This window comes from Spirosoma humi (assembly GCF_054776575.1).
The window spans coordinates 482,772-508,533 of sequence record NZ_BAAHBR010000008.1; the positions used below are offsets into that span (position 1 = coordinate 482,772).

The window sequence follows — 25,762 nt, forward strand, 5'->3', positions numbered from 1 at the left end:
AAGAGGCAACGAAGCACAAATTTAGTTATTCGCCAGTGGAAACCAATCTTGCCAACACATTCACTTGGTTGTAGAAAACGGTTGACTTTCACGGTTATACCTGATCTGTACGAAAAATAGTAGTTAAGCAGGTAACTACAGCTTAGTTGCGAGGCTTCATACCGCGTTACGTCGGATCCGCGAAATTTATTAAAAAGCCAGCCATCTAAGGTAAAGAACTGGCTTCTTCTCTTGGCAGAGGCTATTGACCAAACAGTTGATTCCAGATACCTTTCGCTTTTTCTTTCGCGATGTCAAGTTGTTGGGCCGCTTCAACTTTCAGCTCATCGAACTTAATCTGGGCCGCTTCCAGTTGAACAGCGGCTTCGGCTTTCAGTTCGTCGAACTTATCTTCGGCCACATCCGAGAGTTTGTCGGCTTTAGCAGACGCTGAAGCAAAAGCAGTTTCGGCCTGGGCCTGCAGATTAGCCAGATTCTGGGCAGTAGACGCTTTGGCCGCTTCAAAATGCTCGGTAGCCTTTGCTTTTATGCCATCAATATCGATGTCTTTGCCGAATTCCTGCGCCTGGGCAACCAGCTTATCCTTCAGCTCATCGAGTTGTGTGCTGGCAGCATCCAGATGCTGACCCGCTTCTACTTTAAAGGCTTCCAGCTTTTCAGCAGTGGTTACTTTAGCGGCCTGAACCTCTTCAGTAGCCTTGAGTTTTTCGTTACTTTCCATAGACTTACTTGTGGGGATTTACGTACAGGCGAAAATTGACCAGAAACGGACGGAAATGCAATAAGAAAGGGATAGAAGGGAGTGAAGAATGACAAGTGTAGAATACCGAATACATAGCCTTCTGCTCTTCACTCATCATGTGTCATTCTTCATTCTCTTTTAGCCAAGCCGTCGGATAATCAGGCTGTTGACTAGTTCAAATAAGCCAGCCGGTTTGAGTGTTCGCCAGTTTTCGATGTCGAGCGTACCGCCAAAGTTTATGTAATAGTCGAGGTGGTATTTTTTCCACTCTCGTTCAATAAATTCCGGCGAGTGAATGGCCGCAATCCAGCCATCTTCAACCTCCTCAAACCATTCTTCGTAATAGCTGTCGTCGGAGCCGTGAAAATTGAGAACGTTCTCGCTGATAAGAATAAAATACTTGATGTCTTCCTGCAGAAGTGGATCAATAACCTGCCGTTTGAGGTACATGATGTCATTGTGCAGGGTGTCGTTCCATTCGCCGAAGAGTTCGATCACTACGAACTGACGTTCATAGTTGGCAAATAGAATCTTGCAATAAAGGGTTTCGGAGCCTATTTCATCCCACAGAGGATGGATGTAATAGCCGTAAATATTATTTTCATACTGCTGCATGTTGTACTCCCGCTCGTGGAACGGAGACCGCTCATCCTCCGATGCGGTATAGTATTTTTCCCAGCCGTAGAAAGGTTCGATGTCCTGCATTGTCGAAAGTGGAAGAGCGAAGGGGCTGTTGTCGGGAAAAGTCCGTGTCAGCAAGCTGCCTTTTCATGCGTTCACCCGTTCGCTGTGTTTTACTGCATAACGTTAACTTGAGCCCGTTTGTTGAGCCGGATTATGGGTATGTTTACACCATGAAGTCCATCAGTAAAAACATCCTCATTACCGGCGTTTCGACGGGTATTGGCTATGGTGCCGCCAAGCACTTTATTCAGCGTGGTTACACCGTTTTTGGCAGCGTTCGAACACAAGCGGATGCCGACCGCTTACTGCCTGAGTTAGGGGAATCATTTACCCCGCTCTTGTTCGACGTAACGGATCGTGAGGCCGTCACCGAAGCCGCCAGTTTCCTCGCCGAACGGCTGGCGGGTGATGGGCTGGGTGGGCTCATCAACAATGCGGGCATTGCCGTGGGTGGTCCCCTGCAAGATCAGCCAATGGACACCATTCGGGCACACTTCGATGTAAATGTACTGGGTTTGATTCAGGTTACCCAGGCCTTTCTACCATTGCTTGGCGCACGCAAAAATCACCCCGTTCAGCCAGGACGTATTCAGAATATTAGCTCAGTCAATGGGCAGGTAGCCATCCCCTTCATGGGGGCTTACGTTGGGTCCAAACACGCGGTAGAAGGGCTATCGCACAGCCTGCGTCGGGAGCTGGTCTTGTTTGGGATAAAGGTAATCATTGTGGGCCCTGGGGCCGTACAGACGCCAATCTGGGGAAAAGGAACGGACATGAGTCCGTATGCTCATACGCCTTATTTTTCGGCAATAACCCGTTTTCTGAAGCAAGTCGAGATGGCTGAACGTAAAGGGTTTTCTACTGACTATCTGGGTAAGCGGATTGTCGATATTCATGAAACCGCCCGGCCTGCCATTCGCTATGCATTGGTACCGGGTAAACTGACGGGCTGGGTGCTTCCCCGTCTGTTACCCGCCCGAACGCTGGACTGGATTCTGAGCCGGATCAGTGGATTACGGGCACCAGAAGTATAAAAAAACGGATACGTTATTCATGTCAACCGGTTTAGACTGGAACCGAAACCAACCTATCGTATTCTACCGCCGGGCAGCCAATAAGCATAGGTCGGTAGAACCCCCATTTACTTGGCTTTCTCAAGCATGACACCAACCGTTATGAAATGCGCTCTTTTCTTTGGCTGTATAACGGCCTCATCAGTCATTGCGCAACCGGATACCGCTCGCCAAGATGCCTTGAATTTTACCGTTCAGGTGATTGATAACCAGATCAGTATTGGATACGGCCTCGCCATTGGCGACGTTGACGGCGACCGGCGTCCTGATATTTTGCTCGCCGATCAGAAAGAGATTGTCTGGTACCGAAACCCCGGCAATCGGACCGACGCCTGGAAGCGGCATGTCATGGCGGCCAATCTGACTCCGCAGGATAACGTTTGCCTGGCCGCCCGCGATCTGGACGGCGATGGTCGGGTGGAGGTGGCCGTTGGCGCGGGCTGGAATCCGGCCGAAACGAGTGACAGCACCAAGTCGGGTGCTGTTTTTTACCTCCTGCGTCCACAAGACCCAACTCAGTCCTGGACACCCGTTCGCCTACCGCATGAAGTGACAACGCATCGGATGCGCTGGGCTAAGGTAGGGAAAGATAATTACCAGTTGATCGTTGTTCCGCTGCATGGGTTGGGAAACAAAAACGGCGAGGGGAAGGGCGTCCGGATTTGGGGCTATGAATTCCCGAAAGACCCGCATGCTGTCTGGAAACGGCACCTGGTCGATTCGACTATGCACCTGACCCATAATGTTGACGTTTGGGAAGATGGTGAAAATGGCTCCGCTACGGGCCTGATCGTTGCCAGTAAAGAAGGGGGTAGTATTTTCCAGTGGCGGAAAAAGCAATGGCGACCTGTCGAAACCGAATCGGCCAGCAATGCGCTGCCTTTGTTGACCAATGGGGTGGAGGGAATCGGCGAAATCAGGCGGCTAGATAACGGTAAAGGTATTGCCACCATTCAACCCATGCACGGGAATCTGCTACAGGTGGAGAGCGGCAACTATACGCTCAAAAAAGTAAAAAGCCGGGTGGATGAGAAACAGATCAGCGTGCTTTCCGACATACTCAGTCAGGGGCATGCCCTGGTTTGTGGCGATTTTCTGGGCATTGGCAGCGATCAGGTAGTGGCCGGTTGGCGGAATCCAAATGCCGATAAGAAAGTGGGTATTCGACTATTCAAACCTCAGGAACGGGGAAGCGTGGCTGGCTATGTCGTAGACGATAGTGTGCGCATGGCTTGTGAAGATTTACAGGCCGCTGACCTCGATGGCGACGGTGATCTTGACTTGATCGCATCGGGACGGGCTACGCTGAATGTGCTTATCTACTGGAATGGTTTGAAATAAGCATTCTGCTTCGGTAGCTTCTTCGAAAAGTAAGCTCCAGACTCCGCACATCGTATATATATCCAAACAGGTCAGCCAGGGGAAGTGCTGATAGTCCCTTTGGCTGACCCGTTTGGATGTATCCATTCTCACTGATTACCCACCTGGCCCGCCAGCAACCGTAATGCCGATGACAAGGCCTCAAGACGCGTGGCTATGTCACCTTCCGGCCCCATCTTCGTGCTGAATTCGGCAGTTTGGGTAGACAGAGTTTCCAATAACTGAACCAGTGCGCCCGTATCAGCCGGATTCTTCTCCGTAAGCGCCTTTATCTGCTCCAGCGTACTGGTAATGTCTTTAGTGTTCTCCGCTTTATTCAACTGAGCTAACCATTGATCAATAATACCAGTACCGCTTTCAGGCGTTATACTGGCCAGATCGCCCTCTAAGACATCCATCGTGGAGTCGAGCAGCGTTGACGATTCTTCGTGTGTAAACATATTAAAAACGGTTACTGAGGCTACGCAGTGCCTGCGCTAGTTGAGTCAGCTGGCTGGCCGTTGACGAATCAACCACGGGTTCGTGGGAGAGGGTCGATGTATGGCTGGCCATGCTGAGTAGCAGGTGTCGTATCTTTTCAATGTCGTAATCGCCTGTTTTCAGGTGATCTCGCAGGGTAGTGATTTCAGCCATGATGCGCTCCGCGCCCACATCGCCGGGTAGTGCGTTCAACCAACCTTCGAGCAGTAAGATACCCTGTTCGGGCGAAAGCGTACTAAGGTTTTCTTCACCAAAGGCACCGAGGGTATCGGTAAGCATTCTGTGTTCAAGGGTCGTGCCTGTTCCTTCCATTTTGTGTAGTGAATTTGTCTGTGATGGTATTATTTATCAGCCAAAGCCAGATTGGATAGCTACGAGCTGGTGCCCAAATTGCGTAAAATTTTCGACAGGCTCTCCAGCCCACCCGTCCAGGTGCCCTCAGCCGTTGGGCCTTCGGCAACCTCCTGTGCAATGTCGGCCAGGTTTGTCAGTAACGTGCGCAAGTGCTGTTCGTCAGGCTGGGGCGATTGCAGGACCGTTCGCAATTCGTTGAGCTTGTCTTTGAGCTGATCAATATTCGGGTCGCCATTGAGTGCCTGTAGCCAGCCATCGATTAACATAACGCCCTGAGCGGCTGATATATCGGCCGGGTCGGTACCCCGAAACAGATTGAGCGTATCGCCGAGCATGCTCTCTTCTAACTTGTTTGATCCTAGCATCCTGAAAAGGCTGATTTAAGCGTGACTTTTATATTGATAAACCAATAAGGCCGTAGAGACCCTATCGGTTAGGGCTGTTGATGTGTATTTATTCGCGTCTTTACATCCCCGCCAGTGAACGCAGCGAAAAGGCCAGGTCATCCAGCTTATTGGCGGTTGGTTCCTGAACATGCCTACTCTGCGCCACGAGTGCGGTATTGTCAGCAAGGTCCCTTAGCAGGCCCCGAACGCGGTCGTCATCGGGCTCATCGAGCGTTAGCTCGTTGCGTAGTTCCTTTAACTGCTCTTCAATAAGTTGTGTACTATTGTCTCCGGCAATTACCCGTAACCAGTTATCGATTAGTTCGACACCATCCTGGGGCGATCCTAGAATCGAATCATTTTCGTCGGTTAGGCTATTTGTTTGTTCAAACAGCCGTTGATCTAATGCATGAGAAGGCATAGCGCTTTTATGGGTTGATAACGGGCTGAAAAGCATCTGATCATAAGCGGGCTTCAACCTGTTGGTGGTTTGTTGTTCTGTAAATAACCCATCTGACGACCGTTTGTTTAGCCGACAGAAGGGTGTTGTCTGTCACGTTAAATGCCGATTCGGGTAAATGCTCTATGGATGAATACGCATCAGGCAAGTTACCTCGCTTGCGTTAAAGAGACGATCGCCCTCCGGATTGAACGGAATCCGAATCACTGTCGCCACCCGAAATACCCATACCGCTAACCCGTCCCGAGTTGGTTTCGGCGGAATCTGAAATCAACGAGTTCGATGTAGTACCGGCTGTTTGGGATCCACTCGCGTTGCTGCTTTCCTCTGCCGAACGGCCATTGCCGGGAGTTGCATCCATCGTCGTCGTTGGACCACTACTTACAGTGCCGCCGTTCCGGTTCGACAGGTCGTCATCGCTCGCACCGACGGCCGAAATTCCCGCGCCACTGGTCGTTGACTCACCCCCAACTGTACTGGTCAGTGGGGCTTGTTTATCGGGGTTGGTCATTGGTGTTGGTGAGTTCAGTTGCTCATTAAATCCTTGTAGAGCTTCCGCTAAAGTAGTGAGCCTTGGCGCATTGTCGTCTTCGGCTGAACGGGCTAGTTGCGTTGTCTGCCCAACCAGTTCGTTGAGGATTTCCTGAATACGGGGCCCGTTGAGGTTGCTCTCCTGCAATTCCGTTCTTAGCTCGGTTAATTGGCTGGTAATTGGATTATTTTCCTGTCCGTCAGCCTTTAGAAAGCTGATCCAACTGTCGACGAGTGAAAGTCCATCCGTTGGGGATATACTCATGACATTCCCGTTGAAAGCGCTGGCGGTTATGTCGATCAGATTTGAGGCATGCTGGTTTATAGCCATTGTTAGTAGTTAGTTGGGTTAATCAATAAGACTGACTGCCTGCCGGTGCAGATTTTCGAGCGTGGCGATCAACTGTGACAGCTCATCCTGTTCGGCACTGGCTTCGGGTGAAACCGCTACTTTTTGGGTTTGCTGGATAAGTTCCTGGAGTAAACTGGCAATACGCTGGTTGTCTATTCGGTTGTAGCGCTGTGCCGTGTCGATTTCTGGCCGCAGTCGTTCGAGTATGTCGGCGATTGCGTCGGTGTTTTCAGTGCCGGCTTCGTTGAGCCGGTTTAGCCATTTGTCAATAAGCGACAGGCCGTCGGTAGCGGTGGTCGTGTCGATATTTCCATCGAATGCCGCCACCGTCTCTTCGATGAGCGAGATATGATTTTGGTCTTTGGCAATCATGGTCCGTTTTTTCTATATGTAGTTTGTTTTCTTACGGTTAACGTATCGCCCAGCATTGTGGCGATTTTCTGATCGTGATGAGCCATACCGTTGAATCCATTAGTTTTGGGGAAACTGCCACCTTTGGCGATTGTTCGCCGATTTGGTAGTTTTTCTATTCAATCCACAGATTAGCTTGATTAAGTATGGATACGTCCCGTTTACAGCCCGAATTACAGTATCAGTTTGCCCGTAGTGGTGGGGCCGGTGGGCAGAACGTAAACAAAGTGGCAACCAAGGCCGAACTCCGGTTCAACCTGCGCCAGTCGACGGTGCTCACCGACGAAGAGCGAGCAATTCTGGAAGAAAAGCTAGCGAGCAAACTGACCACCGAGGGTGAGTTGGTATTAACTCACCAGACGGAGCGTACACAACTGGCCAACAAGGAGAAGGTGACCAGGAAATTTTACCGCCTTATCGAAAAAGCGTTTGAGAAGCCAAAGCCCCGTAAAGCCACGAAGCCTTCGAAGTCAGCCGTGGATGAACGGATCGCTACAAAAAAGCATAAAGGAGATGTAAAAGAGAAGCGTCGGAAGGTATACTTTTAATCACACTTCTTTTCTTATGCCGCCTTAACGCCCGGTTGAGAATTTTCAAAAACCAGGCACCGGCCGGGCGAAGCTTTCACGCGTTCGGCTGCCAGACGAAACACGGTTGGATCTGGTTTGCCAACCTGAACATCCTTTTCAGAAACGATTTTGGCTCATCACTCATCTCGATGTCGTGCCGTTTCAGAAATTCACCATAAGCCAGTTTATGGGTTAGGTTACTATTAATCCGAGTACCGTCCATATCAAAAATCAGGACGCTTTCAATAGGTTTGTTGGCCATAAGACGACAATCGGGAATAGGCTTTTTATGAACAACCGCCGGTCGTGTCTTTGGCTGGAACGAGAAAGAATGCGGTCCTAGCCGTGTACTCCACACGACGATAAGTGACACGTTTGCCTTAGCTTGTAGCTTGCGTAGCCAATCAAATGCTCCTCGACATTAGTTGAAATCCCAAAAAGCAGAAAACCTTCCGGGCAGGGCCTGGCACCGCTTCTGCGGTTTAGCCCTGCTTTTGGAAGGTTTTCCTTGACTAAATCGACCGATTGAGCGTCAGAACGACACGCGCCTGGCTCGAATTACAATTCCCGAATCTGTATGTTTTTGTACCAGACGCGTTCTCTGGGGCTGTGATTTTGCAGGGCAATTTTGCCTTTCGCGTGGGGTGTGGCATAAGGCCAGTTGGCAAATTTACTCTTTGCGACCAGAGTCTTCCACTCATCGGAACCATACTGATAATCGACTACTTTCTTGCCGTTCAGGAAGTGCTCCACGTGGTCTTTGTTGACTACAACCCGACCTTTGTTCCACTCGCCGGGGGCTTTGGCAACATTAAAGTCAGCCGGTGGAATCATGTCATAGTTCGCACCGGTCATTTGGGTATCCTTGAGTTTATATGGCTTGCCTTCGGCATCCACATACCCTTTGTCGTCGATAACCTGATATTCTGGTCCCGACATATACGTTGATTTAATGTCTGGACTATCGATTATTTTATAGACAACCCCACTGTTGCTGCCTTTGGGAATTTTGAACTCGAACTCCAGTTCGAAGTTTTCGTATTCTTTGTCAGTGACAAGGTCACCGCCAGTACCGTCGGGGGTCATGGCACCGTCTTCAACTGACCAGCCCACCACGCCATCCTTGTGGTAGCTATGCCATCCTTTTATGGTCTTACCGTCAAACAAAGAGGTCCATTTGGGCGGGGCTGCCAGGGCAACTGCACTTAGCAACAGGCAGGGGAGAAGAAGCTTTTTCATGTAGTTTGGAATTTTTGACTAAGGTAGGAAAAAACGCAATGCGGCTGGAGAGTCACGGCTGAAGACGGTACAACAACCATCTCAACGCGTGGCTTTCCAGCCGCATAACCCAGTTCATTCCTAGCTGGCCATTTCGCGGGCGGCCTCTGGATCATTGTACTTACGGTCCAGCCCATCGGTCGATTTCTGGTCTGAACGATCAGGTCCCGAAATCATATCCTGTGCCGTAACGCTGCTTTCGTCAGCTAGCTCACGGGGCAGTTTCTGCGCTTCCCTGGCTTCTTCCGGACGCTCGCCCGGCTGATTCTCGTGTGGATCTTTCGCATTGACATCATACGGACGCGCGGAATCGCCTGTATCGGGCTTGTCTTCCATGCCTTCCTCATCCGGTCCGGCGGCTGCACCCTGATACGCTGTACCCGCAACGGGTTCGCTCGTTTCAAGCTCATCGGGAGACATTACACTCGGTAGTCCCGAGGTGAACGTGCTCCATGTTCCTGCATTGATTTCGTGCGAACGATCGGGTTGATCAGGTTCCTGAATTTCGGGTACCGCTGGTTTAGGCGTACCTGGAAGATCCGGAATTTCGGGCCCCGGTACGGGTGGGGTCGGTGGTGTTTCGGGAATGCCCGGCACAGGTTGCGTGGGATCAGGAACACCCGGTGTTTGCGGAATCATGTCGCCGGTTGGATAGCCGCTTCCAATAACGTTCCAGCCACCAAACGAGTTGGTTGGTGTTTCCTTCTTATTTTGATCAGATTCATCCTCAGAAGGTAAACCTGTATTGACAACGGAGCCCGAGTCCGGATTGCCCGTAATATCGCCAACGGCAATGGGATCGTCTGGCATAACCGACGGGTCGAACAGAGTACCCGCCCGTAAGGCAGCGTCTGAGTTCTCGTATTTCTTTTTATCGTCGCCCTGCAAAGCCCGCTCCTCATCGCTACCCAGCCGAATACGGGGCATATCGTCAGAAACATCAGCTTCGGTATCGCCGGTAGAGACTAATTTGCCATCTACCAGCTTCACCATATTGGTTTCGGCCTGATCCGCACCGAACATCGTTTCGGCGTGCTCACTGGAGACGGTATCGGCCTGTCTGGCTCCATCGGAGAGATTTGCGTTGTTTTCCATGACTTGTGAATGTTTTAGGTCTATGGAGAACCACTGGGAGGGCAAAAGGTTTTTGTGGCGCATCGTGCCGCACTACTGCCTTACAAAAGGGCATCGAACAGAATCTCGGCCGGGTGCTGGGCTTTCCGACCCGTGCCGTCTTTGATCTGGTGCCGACAGCTGGTGCCTGCTGCTGAGATAATAGCCGTTTCGGCCTGTCTGACAGCCGGAAACAGGACCAGCTCACCAATTTGCATCGACAGGTCGTAATGCTCCGTCTCATACCCAAATGAGCCCGCCATGCCGCAACAACCCGATGGAATCAACTGAACCGTATAGTTACGGGGCAAGGATAGGGCTTTCTTGACCGGAACCATGGACGACAGTGCCTTCTGGTGGCAGTGACCGTGCACTTTTACCAACTGAGCCGTCGCCGTGAACCGATTTCGGTCGATGCGCCCGGCGTCGGTTTCCCGAGCAAGCCATTCCTCGAACAGAAAAACGTTCTTAGCAATCCGTTCGGCGTCGTCTTTCAGGTTATCCGGCACCAGCAACGGGTACTCGTCGCGGAAAGTCAGAATAGCCGAAGGCTCAAGCCCGATCAGCGGCATGTCCTCGGTGACGAGGTCCTTTAGCAAGGTTACGTTGCGAGTGGCGATAGCTTTTGCGTTATCGACCAGCCCTTTGGACAAATACGTCCGACCACTCTCTACGTGTTCAGGAATTGTGACCGAATAGCCCAAACGTTCCATGAGTTGAATCGCTTTCTGCCCAACCGGCACATCGTTGTAGTTGGTGAATTCGTCGCAGAAAAACAGGACCTGAGCGCCAGCATTGCTACCCGGTCTGTCGTCTGATCGGGCAACATTCTCGCTTCGATTCGAAAACCACTTTCGCAAGGTTACTCTGGCCAATTCGGGCATGGTCCGGTCGGGGTGGAACCCCACGGCGCGGTTGGCTATCCGGCGTAGACCCGGCCGGTTATAAATGGCATTATACGCCCAGGGAGCCATACTCGCCAGCGACATCAGCTTTGTGAAATTACCCACCAGTAACGTTCTTGTCGACGCCCCATAGTCGTTGTTAAGGGTATTCATGAACTCGGCTTTCATGCGCGTCATATCTACACTCGATGGGCATTCGGCTTTGCAGGCTTTGCAGGACAGACACAGGTCGAGAACCTCTTTAACGGCCTTGTAATCGTGGTCAGATGGTTTTTCTTCCGATGTATAAAAATGCCGTAAGATATTGGCGCGTCCCCGCGTGGTGTCTCGTTCGCGTCGGGTGGCCATGTAACTGGGGCACATGGTCCCCCCCGAAATTTCCGTTTTGCGGCAGTCGCCGGAGCCGGAGCACTTCTCGGCCAGCTCCAGCAAACCACCATCTTTCGAGAAGTCGAATACGGTTTTGGGTTGTGGAATAACCTTGTCCGCTTCTGACCGAAGCGACTCGTTCATGGGGGGCGTATTGACTATTTTGCCGGGATTGAACGTATTGTGCGGGTCCCAAAGCTCTTTGACATCCTTGCACAACTGGAAATTTTCGGGACCCAGCATAAAAGCGATGCATTCGCCCCGCAACCGACCATCGCCATGCTCGCCGGACAGGGACCCACCGTATTTTTTGACCAGTTGCGCCGTATCCATGAGCAACGCCCGAAACTTGGCCCGCCCTTCGGACGACTTGAGGTTGATCAGCGGCAGAACGTGAATCTCACCGGCTCCGGCATGGGCCGAATATTCGAGCTTCAGGCCGTGCTGCTCCCAGGCCATTCGATCCAGTTCGTCGATGTAATCGGGAAGGTCGTGCACATCGACCGCCGTATCTTCAATAACATTAGCGGGCTTATCATTACCAGGAATGTTGTACATAATACTCAGTCCCGCTTTTCGCAGTGCCCAGGGCTTCTGCGTATCGATATCGAACAATGTTGGGTAAGCGTAGCCCAGGTCTTTTTGTTGTAAGTCCGACACAAAATCGGCGGCTTTTTCCCGTACGCCCTCCACCGTGTCGCCGAAGAACTCGACCATCAGAATGGCTTTCGGATCGCCTTCGACAAACGTGCGGTTTTTAGTTTGCTCGATGTTCGTTTTGGTGAGTTGCAGAATGTAATCATCGACCAGTTCCGACGCGGAGCAGTTATGGGCCAACGCGATCAGGTTAGCCTCCAGCGATTGCCGAATGGTGGCAAAGTGCGCACAGACCAAAGCCGACTCCTTCGGCGGCAACGGCAATAAATTCAACCTGGCTTCCGTAATGAAACAAAGCGTTCCCTCCGAACCTGCAATGAGCTGAGCGAAGTTAAACGTCGGCTCATTTTTGCCCGTCTGTCCAGCAGGAGCTATTGCGTCGGTCGTGAAAAAAGGGACCAGCGCATCCAGGGCGTAGCCCGTATTCCGGCGCGTAACGGTTGGTTTGGGGTATCCTTCGCTAATGTGCCGCTGGATGTCCGGCGTCGATAGCCAATCACGAAACTGAACATAAAGGTGCTGTTCGAGTGGACTCACGACGCTTTCACCCCGGCACTTAGCCTCGAACTGATCTCGGGTGAGTGGCCCGAACGTAACCTCGGCCCCGTCGCTCAGGACGGCTTTTACGTCGAGCAGGTGGTTTCGGGTAGTACCCCAGATGATGGAATGTAAACCACAGGAATTATTGCCAATCATGCCGCCAATCATAGCCCGGCTGGCAGTAGAGGTTTCCGGACCAAACAGCAGGCCATGGGGTTTCAGGAATGCGTTGAGATCGTCCCGGATAACACCCGGCTGAACGCGTACCCACTTTTCTTCGGCTCTGATATCCAGAATGTTGCTGAAGTATTTGGAGATGTCGACGACAATGCCGCTCCCAACTACCTGCCCCGCTAGTGATGTTCCGGCTGCGCGGGGAATAAGTCCCAATCCATGTTGCTGGGCAAACCGGAGTAATCGTTTGATATCGCTTACAGATTTGGGTAGCGCTACCGCAATGGGCATTTCCTGATACACTGATGCATCGGTTGCGTACAAAATCCGTTGGGCCGTATGTTCCGGTGAATTGTCGAAATACAGGTCACCTTCGAAGGAAGGCAGCAGATTGGCAAAGGGGGGATTCTGGGAAAAGCGAAACATAGCAGCAAAAGCATCAAACGTCTTGTAAAGATACAAAAACGATTGGCGTTTGTGGAATCAACGCACCTGTGTCATCAATCGGCTAAAGCCCTTATTCGTCATGAGAACACGCCGTAGGTATACCCCGATACGAATTGATTTTACGCCTTTTGTGTCGGTTGCCTTGCTGCTGATTGTATTTTTCTTCTGGGTGAAACTGGTACAACAACCGAATTACATGCATGGCAGCTTGCCTGATCGAGGTAAATCTGAATGCGCGGAGCCGCTTGCTGTGGATGCCCATCTGTTCCTGCTGGCGAATAACCGGATTGGCTTCCTGACGTACCGTCCAGATGGGTCGCAAGCCGAGTTTTTAGAAACCGGTTATTCTGTTCGGGAAATTCGTAACCAATTGCTGGCCATCACACTCAATCATAACTACGGAGCTATTGTCGTCATTTCCCCGACAAATCAGGCAACGTTCAAAAATATAAATATAGTGGATGTTCTTGATGAATTGCAAATACTTAGGCATATCCAGTACTACTTGAATGATGATCTCAGCCCGGAAGAAAAGAACATGCTTGAAAAATACGAGCGATATAAAGCCACTAATTCAAAGTCAGCTCGGTTAATGAATCTACCCCTTTATACGCCAAGAGGGATTCGCCATTATATGCCCAGTTCAACGCGGTATCTACTTCAACAACGGCAATAAAACGATGTAGGATGTATGAGATATGGCCTGATGACAGCATATATCATACATCCTATATCATACTTCTCTCTACTGGTTCACATACACATTGCCGCTGCTGGCAGAAAGCGTGACGGCCACACCACCACCGTTTAAGGTGCCTTTGACCCGGTCTTTTTCGGTGTCGCCCGAGAAGTTGTTCAGCGGGATTTTAATTCGGTTGCCGCTAAGGTTCAGGCTAATACCTTTGTCGAGAGGCATTCTTACGTTGATGTTGCCCGCGCTGGTGTTCAGTCGGACGAACTCGCCCAGTTTGGTTAGGCTTACGTCAACGCTACCGGCGCTGGTGCTGGCATCGAGGCTGCCCGCTACGTTGGCTAGCCGTACTGATCCGCCCGATGTGCTGGCTTTGATATCCCCTTCAATGTCGCTACCATTGACGCTGCCACCACTGGTTTGCGCATCGATCGTTCCTTTCAAGTCGGTGAGCCGGATACTGCCGCCCGATGTGTGCAGGCGCATTGTACCCGTCGACTCTCTGGCTTCGATAGAGCCGCCTGACGTTTGCAGATCGATGTTTGAGGACCGGTTGCCACGGCACCGGTCCATGTGAATGGAACCACCCGATGTTTGTCCATTTATGTTGCCCTGCACATCACTGACGTTGAGGCTGCCCCCACTCGTGCGGAACCGCTGATCACCCGTAAGAGCAGATAACTGAATACTGCCCCCTGAGGTACGCAGATCGGTCGTAACATGGCGGGGCGTGTAAAACTTGAAGCTGATGCTTAACGACTTTTTCCAGTCCCGGTCGTTGTTCCGGCGTTTGGCCGTTGCTACAATGGTGCCGCCTTCCTGCGCAATCGTAATATCATAATCTCTGAGCCGATCTTCGATTTCACTTTTATCGAGCCGATCGTTCCAGTTGTTGGCGCGAACGTACATCTCGACTTTGGCGTTCATGTCGGTTCCGCCCTCAATGGTCAGGCTGCCACCCGATGTTTCGGCACGCACAGCGTTGATCTTGCCTGAGAAGGTTTTAATTTGATACGGTGGCTGGTCTTCGATGCGAGTACCGGCCAGCGATGTCAGCGCTAGCGTACCGGCGCTTAGGAGGGTTAGTAGAAACTGGTTGCGTTTCATGGTGTTTCTCTGTTTATAGGGTAAAGATGCCTTTCCGGTGAGCAAGGTTGCACGTTATCCGTAAATTCAGGGCTACGCTGGTCTAAAAGCGTTCAAATAGGGTTGGGCAAGTGTCATGCCAGTGAGGCAGCAGGTTGGTTATCAGGAATTTATGGGCCTTGTTAAAACATGAACTGTCCGGCAACGGACATAGTTTGTTCGGCGCCGGACAGTTCATGTTTCGAGAATAGTATACTTATCGACCCGTTTGTCGAGTCCAGGCGGATAACCCTATCGCTTACTATAAATAGATGCTAGTGTAGCCGTAGTAAAGAGTTATGTTGTCAGGCGACGGGCCCCATGAAGGCCCTTGGCCTCTGAGAACTGCCTGTTTGCGTCAATACACGAAAATGAATCAAACCCTTCAGGCGGGCGCCCTGTATTTCCTGGAGATGCTTCACAACCGGCGTAACTCTCCGTCGGCTTACCGGCAACCAGGTACCATCAACCAGGACATCAGCGCAACGGTCACCTTTCCGACGAACCTGGGCAACGTGGTATGGATTGACCGCAAGGCTCTTGCTCAATCGAATGAAGCCGGGCAGTGTACCGACACATTTTTTTAATGTGGTAGCGTTTACTTCGGGCGACGAGTCAATTAAAAATACACGGGTATAATTGCCCCAGCCCATCAAATACGTAATACGAGAAGTGTTGTCAATCAGCCTACTAAATCTCATGTATATAATATCTATTATTTGTAAACTATAAGTTTCACATAAATATAGAAAATAAATTAATCTGTTACTTTTAAATTTTTAATAGCTACTAATTTTTTCGTCTTTCACCGTGATTTCGACGCGTCGATTCTTGCTTCGTTCGCTGTCGAGGCTGTTGTCGGCAATTGGATGTGTGCCGCCATACCCATTGGTGCTGATATGGTCGTCTGCAACGCCCCGACGTCGCAGATAGGCGGCCACTACTTTTGCCCGGTTTTCCGACAAGGCTACATTCAGGCGTGGGTCGCCCACGTTGTCGGTATGGCCTGCGATCGTGATATGCCAGAGCGGGTTCTTTTTCAGGGCAATCACCAGTTGATCCAGCTCGGTAAAGGATTCCGGCAATAGGTTATAACTGCTTTGTTCGAACTGTACCCTATGCAGCACAACCGTTGCGCCCGGCTCAAATACCCTACCGGGTTCCGGGTCAATCTTAGAGGCTGATGGTGCGTTTACACGGGCAGTGGTGGTGACTGCTTTTGTCGGTGACGGACTAAGCCTGGCCGTTGGCGTTACCCGGACTACCTGTTTGGGTGAAACGATTTTTTCCTGCGTTTTAACAATGGCCGTCTGAGGCTTTGGGGGCGCTGGTGGGGGCGTTTTGATCAGGGCGACTCGGGCGGGTGATGGTTTTTGAAACAAATATTGAGCGGTTATGAGATCGCCCGTTGTTGTAAACGGGTTTAGATTGGTCTTTTGCGTATCGGGTCGTTGCCAGTAGAGATAAATTTCACCTTCCAGCATGTCATTAAAGTAATCAATACGCAGGTCGTAGAAATGGCCCGCTTCCAGAATAACACGACCACTAAAGTCTTTGGAGTCGTTCAGCTGCCAGGAGTTTACGACGAGCTTATTGCCTACCCAGATGCGGATACCGTCGTCTACCTTGGCGTAAAATCGGTATACCCCCGACGCAGGAGCCAGTAGTTTTCCCGTCCACCGAATCGAATAATACGACTCGGAGAGGCCGGGGGCGGGGCTGCGGCCCCGCCAGTTATAATTCAGTTGTGGATCCAGCCGGGTAAATACTTTGCGGTCGAAGTTTGTCCCGGTATAGTACTCACCTTTCAACCCCTGTTGTGCCCAGGCCGACACGGCGGCTAGCCAGAGGAGTAAACCTGAAAGTAAGGTTAGTGGCTTCATAGCTAAGGGTTTACAGTAAATGTCGGACTTTTGCCAGTACGTGTCAAAACCGTTGATAAATTTATCTTTACCGGCGCCGTTACAGGTTTGCCTTATTCCGTTCGGAGGCTTCTGGCAGGGTCCATCCGGGCGGCTTTCAGGGATTCGTACCCGACGGTTAGGGCAGTAATTAGCGTAGCAATGCCCAACGTAATGGCAAAAACCCACCAGCCGAAATCAATGCGGTACACATAGCCTTGCAGCCAGCCCTTCATCACAAACCAGCCAACTGGCGCAGCCAATGCAAAGCCAATCAATACCAGTCGGCTAAATTCGCGGCCAAACAGCCACAAAAGCTGCTTGGGGCTGGCTCCCAGTACTTTGCGGACGCCAATTTCTTTGGTTTTCGATTCGGCCATAAACGCCACCATTCCATACAAGCCCAAACAGCCAATCAGGATGGCGATCAGTGAAAATACCTGGGCCAAACCGAGCAGGATTTGCTCGGTCATGTAAAAGTTGTTCAGCAGATCGTCCATAAAATCGGCTTTGAAAACGTGTTCAGGATACAACCCATTCCAGGTGGTTTCAATAGCTTTCAGCGTTGCCGGAATAGTGGTTGGGTTGAGTTTTAATGAGGCCATCCGATTCTCGCGATAGTAGTTTAGAATGGTGGCGGGTGGAATGCGCTGGTTCAGGCTGCTCAGGTGAAAATCACGCACAACGCCAATCACAATTTTGTCGCCACCCCATAAGTTAATGCGTTTGCCAAGTACCTCATTGGGTGAGCGCAAGCCTAATTCCCTGACCATTGTTTCGTTCACGAGCGCTTCCTTGTTCGTCGTATCGTTGTTTCGGAAGTTGCGCCCGGCCAGCAGCCTGATCCCGTAAAGGGGCACATAATTTTTATCACCAACTTTAACCACGGTGGGAAATTTTTCCGGTTGCGTGTGGGTGTCATACGTGAATGCAACGGGTAACCGCCGGTAAGCTGCGGGCGGATCGGCGCCCAGCGACACGGCTTCGACGCCCGCTATCTGTTCCATCCGGGCACGAACAACATCCTGCTTTAGGGCATTACTGGCCGGTATGGGTACCGTCAGAATCGCTTCTTTCTGAAAACCCAAATCGGCCTTTTGCAGGTGGCGTACCTGCGCCATCATGACGACTACACCAATGATGAATAGCTGGCTAATGAAAAACTGCGTGACGATTAGCCCACGCCGAACCGACACCCCGCCAACCTGTTGTGTCGTTAGCCGACCGCGCAGCGCTGCCACCGGATTGAAACGAGCCAGTACCAACGAGGGATACAGGCCCGCGAGCAGAATAACACCGATAATCAAGGCGACAAACCAGCGTAGTGAATCGGGCCGGAATAAACTTACGATGGAAATGTCGGTATTCATCACAGACAGGGCGCTGTTCAGCATGGGCAGGCAGAGGTAAGCCAGCACCATGGCCAGCAGTACCGCTGCCAGCGTAATCAGCGTTGTTTCAACCATAAATTGTCCGACGAGATGCCAGCGGGAACTACCCATGACTTTCCGAACACCTACTTCTTTGGCCCGTTTCAGCGCGTGGGCGGTAGCTACGTTAATGAAGTTAATGCAGGACGCCAGCACCAGAAACAGGCCGACAACAATGAGGACATACAGAATTAGCTTCGGCGATCGGCCGCCGTATTGAGGCATATGATCCAACTCCGGAAGCGGAATGGCATGAAAGGCCAGTTTCTTCGCTTCGGGCTTGGTCAGGTATTTCCTCTGAATAACCGGAAAGGTATCGAGCAGCCGTTCCACGGGCGTGCCTTCACGGAGCGTAACGAAGCATACGGTAAATACGTCGGCCCAGTTCTGCATAGCCTGTTCACCACCCGCACCCAAAAGAGTGGGTACCGTTGCGTAGGAAATGAAAGCGTCGTATCGCAGCTTGGAATTGGACGGCAGATTTTTGATGAGGCCCGTAACGGTCAGGTTCGCCTGGTTATCGAAGCGTAATACTTTACCTATTGGATTAGTTGAACCAAAGTATTTCTGGGCGTATCGTTCTGTCAGAACGACCGTGTTTGGGGCGGCCAAAGCGGTTTTTGGGTTACCGCTTAGCCACTCGGAATCAAACACGCTGAAGAATTGCGGTTCAGTGAAACAAAGATTACGTGATTCGTCAAATTTCTTTAAAAAACCTCCTTTCCCATCAGGTACAGCCATGATGCGCCTGGAGACATTTTCGAGCCGGGCCGCCGTCTCCACGAAGGGGAATTCCTGTCGCAGTACATCGCCCATTGGCCGGGGCGTGGCATCGGTTGGAACAATGTTCTCCTGCCGAATATCGGTAACGACCCAGTAAGTCCGGTCGGCTTTTGCGTGATACCGGTCGAAGCTGAACATATAACTGACCAGCAGGAAAATAACCAGGCTACAAGCTAGGCCAATGGAGAGGCCGACAATACTGATTAGGGTAATTTTCCGGTTACGCCACAGATTGCGAAGTGAGATCCTAAAGAAGTTGCGAAACATACGGGTTCATGAATAATAATAGTGAAACAAATATATAAAACTTTCTTATATATAAAGACTATGAATTAGGCCTGATGGATAGCAGAGTAGGCGCCTATCTATCAGGCCTGTTGATCGAGATGATCTATTGAATGAACTATACCCTTTTGGCTCGTCAGGAAGAGGCTCTCAGAAGGGTGCGCTGTTTGACCAAATCCTCTTTCCTGACGAAGGTGATGGGTACAAAGTCGTCGGTGGGTGCGCCAATGTAATAAAGAGCCCAATCCCGGTCATAATCAGCCAGCAGTTGCTGAATGCACTCGACCCGATCGAAGGTCGGTACCCGGCAGTCGCCCCAGTAAAACAGTTCGACACGGTAGTGAAGCGCCTGTTTTTGCCCGTTGATCGTCACGTCGATTTCAATATCCTGTTTACCAGGTAATGAGGAGATAGGAATGGCGATGTATGACATAGCTCTAGGAGTAACGGTAGGTCTATAATCATACCAAATCTTGTACCAGTGCTATTATGGATTGATAATCATGCATTTGATTCGATAGCACGAACGCAGACTGTCCGATAATGGACAGTCTGCGTTCGGTAGCGGACATGAGCCATAAACAGCCTATTAGTTTGGCAGGGATACGGCCCGCTCATCAAGTGCTTTCATGAGCTGATTAGCCATTGCCCTAATGCGGGATGCGGTTTGTCGATCACACTCATTGCTGAGAATAACGATACCCATATTCAGGTCCGGGTGATTGACGCACAGACTACTGAATCCGGGAATATTGCCGTCCTGCCATATGACCTGATAACCGGATGATTTGAGCATTTGCCAATTTAATCCGGCCGAGTATCGGTTTTCGTCACCCCAGGTTAGTTGGTGAGATAGTTTGGCTGCTTTGTCCTGCTCGGCCACATTCCATTGGATAAAGCTAAGCATGTCGGCTACGGTCGATTTCAGCGCGCAGGCTCCCTGAAGTTGATTCGGCGTGTCCGGCATTTGTGTACCGTTGCAGTCGTAGCCCCTGGCCATACGAGTCTGATCTGACGGGGCCAGGGTAATTTTCGTATCGTTCATGGCCAGCGGCTGCGTTATTTTCAGCTGGACAAGCTCTTCGAAAGGCATTTTATAGACACGTTCCAGAATGTAGCCCAGTAGCTGAGCGCCCGCGTTGGAATACCTGAATGTATAACCCGGTGCGGCCTCGAGCCTTACTTTGTGCAAATCCGCAAAAAAGTCAGATTGTGTGTAATTCTGTAAAAGCGCAGCGGCAATGGCCGAGGAAGGTATAGCTGTGTTGGCAAAGGCTTCCGGGCGATCCGGCAGGAGGAAGGGTAAACCTGATCGGTGATTGATCAGGTGGAAAAGCCGGATGGGTTGACCATCAAACGAGAGGTTTGGATAATGACCCGGTAAATACGTTCGGATGTCGTCCCCTAAGGTCACCTTCTTTTCGGCCACTGCCTGAGCCAGCAAAGCGCCCGTAATGGTCATGCTGATGGACGCAATGGCATACAACGTCCGGCTGGTTGGGAGTTGCTGCCGGTCTTTCCGAACGCTGCCATAATTGTATAGATACGTTTGTCCATCTTTGTAAATGCCGACCGAAAGCCCGACGGCCTGCGGTGCTGCCATGAATTGCTGAGCGGCCTGTTCAACAAGATGATCGATGGGGCTGTTCAGGGGGTTATCCGTTAGGGCTTTTGTAGGAAGCGTAACCAGCGCAGTCGGGCACTTTGGATAAATAAGCGCCGACGGAAATAGCAACAGGGCGGAAATAAACCAGGCGTTCATGGATAGGGGTCGATTTGACGGGTTGAGGAAAGTAAATCGCTGATTGACGTATTCACTGTTTATTCACAGATGCAGCTTTTGCCACATAGGTTGCCTGCTTAGCCCATATATCCACAGCGCACGTTAGTTGCCCGCACCGTTCTTTTTAAGAAATTCGGAGGCAGTCGTGTTGTGCGGGTTTAAAGCCAGCGAATGAGTATAATTGTCGATGGCAAGTTTACGATTGCCTAGTCGCTCGTAGGTTTCGGCCAAGCTGTCGTAGGTATTCCAACCCCTGGGATATAAGCTGACGTTTAGTTTAAAAATCGCGAGAGCTTCCTGAAGTTTACTCTGTCCGGCCAGCGAATAGCCCCAATTGTTCACGTAGTTTTCGTCTAAATGAAGTTCCGGGTGCTTTTTACGGACATCCTTTACCACGTTGATCACCTGAGCATAGCCTTGTTTTTTCAATGCGTCGTTCAGCGCTGTCAGGCCGGCCGGCTCACCGTACAGGGCATCCATGATCTTTTTGGATAGGTCGCCTAACTGGCCCTGCGTTGTTTGGTCTGAATTGTTGGCGAATAAGACCAAAGCCGTTTTCTGATCCGGATACAGGTCGCAGTAACTGGCAAAGCCGAACGTGCCGCCCGAGTGTTCCACCTGCCGCTTGCTGTCGATAGTTTTATGGAGAAACCAGTTTAAGCCAAAGGCCTGACCGTCCACATCTCCCCACGTCAGCTGGTGGCTCAGCTTCACGGCCCTGTTTCGTTCGTCCAGCTGGTAGGCTGCGTATTTCAGCAGATCGGCCGCACTGTAGCGAAGACCACCGGCCGCCTGCATTGCCTGCAGGGTGAAAGCGGGCATTTGAACCCCGCTACCGTTATAACCAATGGCAAATTGGGCTGACGCGGGTTCCGACACCGAACTGCTGCGCATAGCCAGCATCCGTTCAATCTGCGTATTGACTAACTCGCCATAGGGCATCTGGTAAATGTTCTCCAGAATATAGCCCAGCAATTGAGCCGCTACGTTGGAATGGCGCAGATGCTGGCCGGGAGCTGCCTTCAGTGTTACTTTATGCAGATCGTTGAAAAAATCCGGCTTCGTATAACCGGTTAATCCTTTGATGATCAGATAAGGAATGGAATCCGGATTGGCTTGCTTGTAGACATCGGGATTGTCTGGAAAGTTGTCGGGTAGTTCAGAGGTCCAGTTGGTCAGGTTCACCAGCCGGATGGGCTTTCCTTCGTAAGCCAGATTTGGGTAGTCGCCACCGAGGTACTGACGGATGTCGTCGTCGAGCCGGGCACGTTTGTCGAGAACGGCCCTTGCCAGCAGCAGGCTCCCGAACGTTTTACTAATCGACCCAATTTCATAAATCGTGTTCTCCGTCGGTAGCTGATGTTTGCCTTTCTCGGTGGTGCCGAAATTGTAGAAAGATTTCGTTCCATTCCGGACAATCCCGATAGATAGCCCAACGTGATTTTTCTCCTGGACAAACGCGTTACCCAGTTGCTGAATGGTTGCTTCAGCGTGGGCGATACTGGCTGGTGTAGTCGGTTGACCATTAACCAGCAGCCGGGCGAAAGCCAGCAAACAGGCAGTGAAAAAGAGTCGATTATTCATCCGGAATATTAAGTAGAGTGCCGCGTTGTCTTGGTTAATTCTATTAGTTACTGTGTTGGGCCAGCCGTTTCAAATGCTCGGTCGCGTTGGTATTGTCTGGATAGAGTGCCAGCGAGCGCTTATAATTTTTGATAGCCAACTCCGAATTGTTCAGCCGCTCGTAGCCTTCGGCCAGGCTGTCGTAAACATTCCAGCTTTCAGGGTAGAGGTCGACATTCAGCTTGAAAAGTTCGAGGGCTTCTTTCGTCTGTCCGCTGCTCATCAGGCGGTATGCCCATTCGTTCAATTCACCTTCGTTGGGCCGAAGGTTTCGCGTTTTTAATTCGTTAGCCACCGGGATAGCCTGCTCAAAACCGCGTTTCTGCAACTGTAGTCGAAGGCTCGTAATCGGGTCAGATGCCGGAATGTCCGGATTGTAATACCCGGCGATCTCTTCAATGAAATTCTCGGGAGAGCTTCCTCCCAGATTGGTCAATACAATAACCGCCAGCTTATCATCGGGATAGACCAGAAAGGCCGATCGGCCGCCCCCCGACATGCCCACGGCCCTGTGTTTAGGTCGGAATTTGGTGATTCCCCAGCCCAGCGCCCATTGTGTGGGCGAACCGTTGTTATACGAACCAGGCGACCAAAGCGTGTTGAGAGCGGTTTTCGTCTTTAACAGTTTTCCCTGTTGCAACGAGATAATCCAGTTCGCCATATCTTCGGCGGTGCTGTTTAAACCCGATCCTGTTCGCTGAAAACCCGGAAATTCGGTGTACGTGCCCGTTAGCTGTGCTTCATCGAGTTTTCTACCGTCAAGGCTATTCTTAAACGTATAGGTTGGGGCGAAATGAGGAATAATATCGCGTGAATCGCCAAAGCGGGTCCTCGCCATACCGGCTGGCTGAAACTGTTTTTCGCTGAATACCTGAGCAAATGGTTTCCCGCTGAACTTGTCAATGACCTGGCCCAATAACACATAATTGGTTTGATTGTAGCTAAACTGTTCGCCCGGCCGAAACGCCATTGGCAGCGACTTTACTTTCTCCCAAGCTGCGGCTTCGGTACCCAAATTTCCCAGGCCGTGCGTAAATGGATTGAAGACGCGCAGAATATCAGGTATGCCCGAAATATGGGTGAGTAACTGCGTTATCGTTACCGGCTGCCAGTCGGCAGGAAGGTTATCTATGTATCGGGAGATTGGGGCTGACAAGTCGACTTTGCCTGCTTCAACCAATTGCATAATGGCTACACCCGTAAAGGCTTTGGTACAGGAATTAATGGCAAACACACTGTTACGGCTGACCGGTATAGAATCTTGCAGATTGGCAAAACCATAGCATCTGCTGAACACCAGATGCCCATGCTGTACGACGGCAACCTGCATGCCCGGAATGCTTAGCTGGCTCATTTGATCACGCAAAAAGTTGTCGAGCGAGTCAACGGATTTTTGCGCCATAACGGATGGGGTCGACGGAACGGATTTAATTTGGCCGAAACTGAGCGTAAGCGTCATTGCCAGTCCTGATAGGCAAGCGGCTATCCTGAATCGATTCATGGTCATGAGCGTTTCTTACTTTGCCTTGCGGATATAGATATTGCCGTTCATGTTCTTCATCATGACTTCCGGGCCACCCCCGTTGATCTTGCCATACACCCAATCTTCGATCTTTACCTGATACATTCCCGATTGGCTGGTGCGGTTCACTTTCGGCTGGTTTTTATCGACGTCGATATCGAAATCGCTGTAAATGTCACCCCGATCCGATTTGAGTTTGCTGTTCACTTTTACACTGGCCGGAAAGGTTACGTCGACATTGCCGTTCAGGGTAGAAAACGCCATTGGCGTACCGGAATCAATGGATTTAAACGTAGCTATCAGGTTGCCATTTACCGTGTTGGCCACGGCTGAGCCCGCAATGTTGGTCAGATGGATATAACCGTTGACATTGGTTGCTTCCAGATTGCCGGCCACGTTCTCCACCTCAATGGTGCCATTATTGATCGTGCTGATCTTCAGCGAAAAGCGCTGCGGCACTTTGATTGTTAAATCAACAGTCTGTCTGGTTGTATTGGCATTGACGTTGACCGTATTGTTTCGTTCTTCAGCACTGACGTCAAGGGGCGAGCCCGTACCGATGCGTTTCATCCCGTTTGCTGTCCGGTCTGGACGGTCGTCGTTGTCGTCCCGCCGTCCACGTTTTGGACTGGCAACAATGTCGATCACGACGTCTTTGCCCGAGTAGCCAATCACCCGGATGGAGCCATTGATCAACCCTACATGCAGGTTGCCGGGCTTCCCAGGATCACTCAGCGGAACGACCAATTGCTCTTTTACCTCATTCTGGGCAAGTAGCGGGCGGGATAGCAACAGGCTTAACAGTAACAGTGCGGTGGTTAGAATATGGGTTTTCATCAGGACTGTTTTTTTATGTAAATGCTTCCGTTGAATGTTTCGAACTTGAATGTTTTGCCACCCTTGCCAATGCGGATAGCCGTATTTTTGTTGAGTTTATATACCGTACCGTTGCCGGTTTGCTGGGTTGTTTTAATCGCCTGTACCGGTAAGATTTCGGTATTTGGAAAGTCGGTGTAAAACTTACCTTGGAACGTTTTGAACTGTAAGTCGGCCGAGAAATTGGCCGGGTAGCTCACGCGAATGTCGCCGTTTAGTGTGTAGTAGGATGAGTTCTCGGGCGGATTGGCCACGTAATCAACATCGAGGTTGCCATTGATGGTATGGGCATCCGTCGTGCCTTTCACATTCGTCAGGGCAATCGCGCCGTTTACATTGCGAACCCGCAGGGTACCGTCTATATCCTTAATGGTCACGTTGCCCCGGTTGACCGTCGAAACGATCAGGTTCATCCGATTCGGCACTTTGACGGTGAAGTTGAGCGTGAAGTCATACTCCACCTCCCGGTCATTGTTCCAGCTATTTCTATGGTCCTGTCTACGTCGTGGCCGCGAATCGAATGGTTCGGCAATGTAAGCGACGATACTGTCACCTTTCTGCTCAAACTGGAGCTGGAGTTCTTTCTTCCCCGTTTCCAGGTCCTGGTTGTTTTTGGCCGTAATGGACTTATCGACCTCAAACACCACTTTATCGCCGGAGTAGCCTTCGACTTTGATAAAGCCATTGACATTGTAGATCGCCAGCGCGCTGGTAGCGGCTTTCGACACGGTAAATTCTTTACTGACGTGCTCTTTGAATTCCTGAGCCATTGCCGGCGATTGGGCACAAGAAAGTACGAGCCCCGCCAGTACGGGGATTAACAGCAGTTTCATAATTA

Annotated in this window: 26 protein-coding genes; 4 read left to right on the top strand and 22 right to left on the bottom strand. The window is 50.9% G+C overall.

The window, feature by feature from the left end; translation table 11 throughout:
- Positions 1-241 precede the first annotated feature (241 nt).
- Positions 242-721, bottom strand: coding sequence for a hypothetical protein (locus tag ACYU8Y_RS10725; RefSeq protein ID WP_460936957.1), 480 nt, complete (start codon positions 719-721; stop codon positions 242-244).
- A 159-nt stretch (positions 722-880) separates the two neighbouring features.
- Positions 881-1,447: a hypothetical protein gene (locus ACYU8Y_RS10730; RefSeq protein WP_460936959.1), complete on the bottom strand. Its 567-nt coding sequence runs from the start codon at positions 1,445-1,447 to the stop codon at positions 881-883.
- Positions 1,448-1,512: 65 nt separating this feature from the next.
- Here ACYU8Y_RS10730 and ACYU8Y_RS10735 point away from each other — a divergent pair, with 65 nt between their 5' ends.
- Both ACYU8Y_RS10735 and ACYU8Y_RS10740 read left to right on the top strand, forming a co-directional pair.
- Positions 1,513-2,460 carry an SDR family oxidoreductase gene (locus ACYU8Y_RS10735; RefSeq protein ID WP_460936961.1) on the top strand — a complete coding sequence of 316 codons (948 nt, stop codon included), beginning with the start codon at positions 1,513-1,515 and terminating at the stop codon, positions 2,458-2,460.
- 141 nt (positions 2,461-2,601) lie between these two features.
- Complete coding sequence (locus ACYU8Y_RS10740) at positions 2,602-3,840, top strand: FG-GAP repeat domain-containing protein (RefSeq protein ID WP_460936963.1); 1,239 nt, start codon at positions 2,602-2,604, stop codon at positions 3,838-3,840.
- Between the two features lie 128 nt (positions 3,841-3,968).
- Here the strand turns inward: ACYU8Y_RS10740 and ACYU8Y_RS10745 are convergent, their stop codons facing one another.
- From ACYU8Y_RS10745 to ACYU8Y_RS10770, 6 genes are all read right to left on the bottom strand, one after another.
- Positions 3,969-4,319, bottom strand: coding sequence for a hypothetical protein (locus ACYU8Y_RS10745; RefSeq protein ID WP_460936965.1), 351 nt, complete (start codon positions 4,317-4,319; stop codon positions 3,969-3,971).
- Between the two features lies 1 nt (position 4,320).
- The gene (locus ACYU8Y_RS10750; RefSeq protein WP_460936966.1) at positions 4,321-4,671 is read right to left on the bottom strand and encodes a hypothetical protein; all 351 of its coding nucleotides are present in this window, start codon (positions 4,669-4,671) and stop codon (positions 4,321-4,323) included.
- A 59-nt stretch (positions 4,672-4,730) separates the two neighbouring features.
- The gene (locus ACYU8Y_RS10755) at positions 4,731-5,078 is read right to left on the bottom strand and encodes a hypothetical protein (RefSeq protein ID WP_460936968.1); all 348 of its coding nucleotides are present in this window, start codon (positions 5,076-5,078) and stop codon (positions 4,731-4,733) included.
- 100 nt (positions 5,079-5,178) lie between these two features.
- Positions 5,179-5,520: a hypothetical protein gene (locus tag ACYU8Y_RS10760; RefSeq protein WP_460936970.1), complete on the bottom strand. Its 342-nt coding sequence runs from the start codon at positions 5,518-5,520 to the stop codon at positions 5,179-5,181.
- Between the two features lie 202 nt (positions 5,521-5,722).
- Positions 5,723-6,421, bottom strand: coding sequence for a hypothetical protein (locus tag ACYU8Y_RS10765; RefSeq protein ID WP_460936972.1), 699 nt, complete (start codon positions 6,419-6,421; stop codon positions 5,723-5,725).
- Between the two features lie 18 nt (positions 6,422-6,439).
- Positions 6,440-6,814: a hypothetical protein gene (locus ACYU8Y_RS10770; RefSeq protein ID WP_460936974.1), complete on the bottom strand. Its 375-nt coding sequence runs from the start codon at positions 6,812-6,814 to the stop codon at positions 6,440-6,442.
- A 185-nt stretch (positions 6,815-6,999) separates the two neighbouring features.
- On the opposite strand from ACYU8Y_RS10770, the gene arfB reads away from it, so the two are divergent.
- Positions 7,000-7,401 (top strand): alternative ribosome rescue aminoacyl-tRNA hydrolase ArfB, encoded by a 402-nt coding sequence (gene arfB / locus ACYU8Y_RS10775; RefSeq protein ID WP_460936976.1) that lies wholly within the window; start codon positions 7,000-7,002, stop codon positions 7,399-7,401.
- Between the two features lie 14 nt (positions 7,402-7,415).
- Here the strand turns inward: arfB and ACYU8Y_RS10780 are convergent, their stop codons facing one another.
- From ACYU8Y_RS10780 to ACYU8Y_RS10795, 4 genes are all read right to left on the bottom strand, one after another.
- Positions 7,416-7,550, bottom strand: coding sequence for an HAD family hydrolase (locus ACYU8Y_RS10780; RefSeq protein ID WP_460939020.1), 135 nt, complete (start codon positions 7,548-7,550; stop codon positions 7,416-7,418).
- A gap of 430 nt (positions 7,551-7,980) precedes the next feature.
- Positions 7,981-8,661 (bottom strand): 3-keto-disaccharide hydrolase, encoded by a 681-nt coding sequence (locus ACYU8Y_RS10785; protein ID WP_460936978.1) that lies wholly within the window; start codon positions 8,659-8,661, stop codon positions 7,981-7,983.
- Between the two features lie 120 nt (positions 8,662-8,781).
- The gene (locus ACYU8Y_RS10790) at positions 8,782-9,795 is read right to left on the bottom strand and encodes a hypothetical protein (protein WP_460936980.1); all 1,014 of its coding nucleotides are present in this window, start codon (positions 9,793-9,795) and stop codon (positions 8,782-8,784) included.
- 80 nt (positions 9,796-9,875) lie between these two features.
- The gene (locus ACYU8Y_RS10795; protein ID WP_460936982.1) at positions 9,876-12,884 is read right to left on the bottom strand and encodes an FAD-binding and (Fe-S)-binding domain-containing protein; all 3,009 of its coding nucleotides are present in this window, start codon (positions 12,882-12,884) and stop codon (positions 9,876-9,878) included.
- Between the two features lie 100 nt (positions 12,885-12,984).
- Here ACYU8Y_RS10795 and ACYU8Y_RS10800 point away from each other — a divergent pair, with 100 nt between their 5' ends.
- Positions 12,985-13,581, top strand: coding sequence for a biopolymer transporter ExbD (locus ACYU8Y_RS10800; protein WP_460936984.1), 597 nt, complete (start codon positions 12,985-12,987; stop codon positions 13,579-13,581).
- A 69-nt stretch (positions 13,582-13,650) separates the two neighbouring features.
- On the opposite strand, the gene ACYU8Y_RS10805 is transcribed toward ACYU8Y_RS10800, so the two are convergent.
- The 10 genes from ACYU8Y_RS10805 to ACYU8Y_RS10850 form a co-directional block, all read right to left on the bottom strand.
- Entirely contained in the window at positions 13,651-14,703 is a 1,053-nt protein-coding gene (locus ACYU8Y_RS10805; protein WP_460936986.1) for a DUF4097 family beta strand repeat-containing protein, read from the bottom strand.
- Positions 14,704-15,026: 323 nt separating this feature from the next.
- Positions 15,027-15,422 carry a LytTR family transcriptional regulator DNA-binding domain-containing protein gene (locus ACYU8Y_RS10810; protein ID WP_460936988.1) on the bottom strand — a complete coding sequence of 132 codons (396 nt, stop codon included), beginning with the start codon at positions 15,420-15,422 and terminating at the stop codon, positions 15,027-15,029.
- A 78-nt stretch (positions 15,423-15,500) separates the two neighbouring features.
- A complete protein-coding gene (locus ACYU8Y_RS10815) occupies positions 15,501-16,604 on the bottom strand; it encodes a PA14 domain-containing protein (RefSeq protein ID WP_460936990.1) in 1,104 nt (367 codons plus the stop codon).
- Between the two features lie 92 nt (positions 16,605-16,696).
- Positions 16,697-19,102: an ABC transporter permease gene (locus ACYU8Y_RS10820; protein ID WP_460936992.1), complete on the bottom strand. Its 2,406-nt coding sequence runs from the start codon at positions 19,100-19,102 to the stop codon at positions 16,697-16,699.
- Positions 19,103-19,256: 154 nt separating this feature from the next.
- Positions 19,257-19,553 (bottom strand): hypothetical protein, encoded by a 297-nt coding sequence (locus ACYU8Y_RS10825; RefSeq protein WP_460936994.1) that lies wholly within the window; start codon positions 19,551-19,553, stop codon positions 19,257-19,259.
- Between the two features lie 156 nt (positions 19,554-19,709).
- A complete protein-coding gene (locus tag ACYU8Y_RS10830; RefSeq protein WP_460936996.1) occupies positions 19,710-20,882 on the bottom strand; it encodes a serine hydrolase domain-containing protein in 1,173 nt (390 codons plus the stop codon).
- Positions 20,883-21,005: 123 nt separating this feature from the next.
- Complete coding sequence (locus ACYU8Y_RS10835) at positions 21,006-22,487, bottom strand: serine hydrolase domain-containing protein (protein ID WP_460936998.1); 1,482 nt, start codon at positions 22,485-22,487, stop codon at positions 21,006-21,008.
- Positions 22,488-22,530: 43 nt separating this feature from the next.
- Positions 22,531-24,027, bottom strand: a complete 1,497-nt coding sequence (locus ACYU8Y_RS10840) for a serine hydrolase (protein ID WP_460937000.1) — start codon at positions 24,025-24,027, stop codon at positions 22,531-22,533.
- A gap of 15 nt (positions 24,028-24,042) precedes the next feature.
- Positions 24,043-24,885, bottom strand: coding sequence for a DUF4097 family beta strand repeat-containing protein (locus tag ACYU8Y_RS10845; protein WP_460937002.1), 843 nt, complete (start codon positions 24,883-24,885; stop codon positions 24,043-24,045).
- The gene (locus ACYU8Y_RS10850; protein WP_460937004.1) at positions 24,885-25,757 is read right to left on the bottom strand and encodes a DUF4097 family beta strand repeat-containing protein; all 873 of its coding nucleotides are present in this window, start codon (positions 25,755-25,757) and stop codon (positions 24,885-24,887) included. Before ACYU8Y_RS10850 ends, ACYU8Y_RS10845 begins: the two co-directional genes overlap by 1 nt.
- Positions 25,758-25,762: the final 5 nt, after the last annotated feature.

What these genes read in the sequence shown, in the direction of transcription:
- ACYU8Y_RS10725 (WP_460936957.1), bottom strand. Translation starts at nt 721, where the DNA reads ATGGAAAGTAACGAAAAACTCAAGGCTACTGAAGAGGTTCAGGCCGCT.
- ACYU8Y_RS10730 (WP_460936959.1), bottom strand. Translation starts at nt 1,447, where the DNA reads ATGCAGGACATCGAACCTTTCTACGGCTGGGAAAAATACTATACCGCA.
- ACYU8Y_RS10735 (WP_460936961.1), top strand. Translation starts at nt 1,513, where the DNA reads ATGCGTTCACCCGTTCGCTGTGTTTTACTGCATAACGTTAACTTGAGC.
- ACYU8Y_RS10740 (WP_460936963.1), top strand. Translation starts at nt 2,602, where the DNA reads ATGAAATGCGCTCTTTTCTTTGGCTGTATAACGGCCTCATCAGTCATT.
- ACYU8Y_RS10745 (WP_460936965.1), bottom strand. Translation starts at nt 4,319, where the DNA reads ATGTTTACACACGAAGAATCGTCAACGCTGCTCGACTCCACGATGGAT.
- ACYU8Y_RS10750 (WP_460936966.1), bottom strand. Translation starts at nt 4,671, where the DNA reads ATGGAAGGAACAGGCACGACCCTTGAACACAGAATGCTTACCGATACC.
- ACYU8Y_RS10755 (WP_460936968.1), bottom strand. Translation starts at nt 5,078, where the DNA reads ATGCTAGGATCAAACAAGTTAGAAGAGAGCATGCTCGGCGATACGCTC.
- ACYU8Y_RS10760 (WP_460936970.1), bottom strand. Translation starts at nt 5,520, where the DNA reads ATGCCTTCTCATGCATTAGATCAACGGCTGTTTGAACAAACAAATAGC.
- ACYU8Y_RS10765 (WP_460936972.1), bottom strand. Translation starts at nt 6,421, where the DNA reads ATGGCTATAAACCAGCATGCCTCAAATCTGATCGACATAACCGCCAGC.
- ACYU8Y_RS10770 (WP_460936974.1), bottom strand. Translation starts at nt 6,814, where the DNA reads ATGATTGCCAAAGACCAAAATCATATCTCGCTCATCGAAGAGACGGTG.
- arfB (WP_460936976.1), top strand. Translation starts at nt 7,000, where the DNA reads ATGGATACGTCCCGTTTACAGCCCGAATTACAGTATCAGTTTGCCCGT.
- ACYU8Y_RS10785 (WP_460936978.1), bottom strand. Translation starts at nt 8,661, where the DNA reads ATGAAAAAGCTTCTTCTCCCCTGCCTGTTGCTAAGTGCAGTTGCCCTG.
- ACYU8Y_RS10790 (WP_460936980.1), bottom strand. Translation starts at nt 9,795, where the DNA reads ATGGAAAACAACGCAAATCTCTCCGATGGAGCCAGACAGGCCGATACC.
- ACYU8Y_RS10795 (WP_460936982.1), bottom strand. Translation starts at nt 12,884, where the DNA reads ATGTTTCGCTTTTCCCAGAATCCCCCCTTTGCCAATCTGCTGCCTTCC.
- ACYU8Y_RS10800 (WP_460936984.1), top strand. Translation starts at nt 12,985, where the DNA reads ATGAGAACACGCCGTAGGTATACCCCGATACGAATTGATTTTACGCCT.
- ACYU8Y_RS10805 (WP_460936986.1), bottom strand. Translation starts at nt 14,703, where the DNA reads ATGAAACGCAACCAGTTTCTACTAACCCTCCTAAGCGCCGGTACGCTA.
- ACYU8Y_RS10810 (WP_460936988.1), bottom strand. Translation starts at nt 15,422, where the DNA reads ATGAGATTTAGTAGGCTGATTGACAACACTTCTCGTATTACGTATTTG.
- ACYU8Y_RS10815 (WP_460936990.1), bottom strand. Translation starts at nt 16,604, where the DNA reads ATGAAGCCACTAACCTTACTTTCAGGTTTACTCCTCTGGCTAGCCGCC.
- ACYU8Y_RS10820 (WP_460936992.1), bottom strand. Translation starts at nt 19,102, where the DNA reads ATGTTTCGCAACTTCTTTAGGATCTCACTTCGCAATCTGTGGCGTAAC.
- ACYU8Y_RS10825 (WP_460936994.1), bottom strand. Translation starts at nt 19,553, where the DNA reads ATGTCATACATCGCCATTCCTATCTCCTCATTACCTGGTAAACAGGAT.
- ACYU8Y_RS10830 (WP_460936996.1), bottom strand. Translation starts at nt 20,882, where the DNA reads ATGAACGCCTGGTTTATTTCCGCCCTGTTGCTATTTCCGTCGGCGCTT.
- ACYU8Y_RS10835 (WP_460936998.1), bottom strand. Translation starts at nt 22,487, where the DNA reads ATGAATAATCGACTCTTTTTCACTGCCTGTTTGCTGGCTTTCGCCCGG.
- ACYU8Y_RS10840 (WP_460937000.1), bottom strand. Translation starts at nt 24,027, where the DNA reads ATGAATCGATTCAGGATAGCCGCTTGCCTATCAGGACTGGCAATGACG.
- ACYU8Y_RS10845 (WP_460937002.1), bottom strand. Translation starts at nt 24,885, where the DNA reads ATGAAAACCCATATTCTAACCACCGCACTGTTACTGTTAAGCCTGTTG.
- ACYU8Y_RS10850 (WP_460937004.1), bottom strand. Translation starts at nt 25,757, where the DNA reads ATGAAACTGCTGTTAATCCCCGTACTGGCGGGGCTCGTACTTTCTTGT.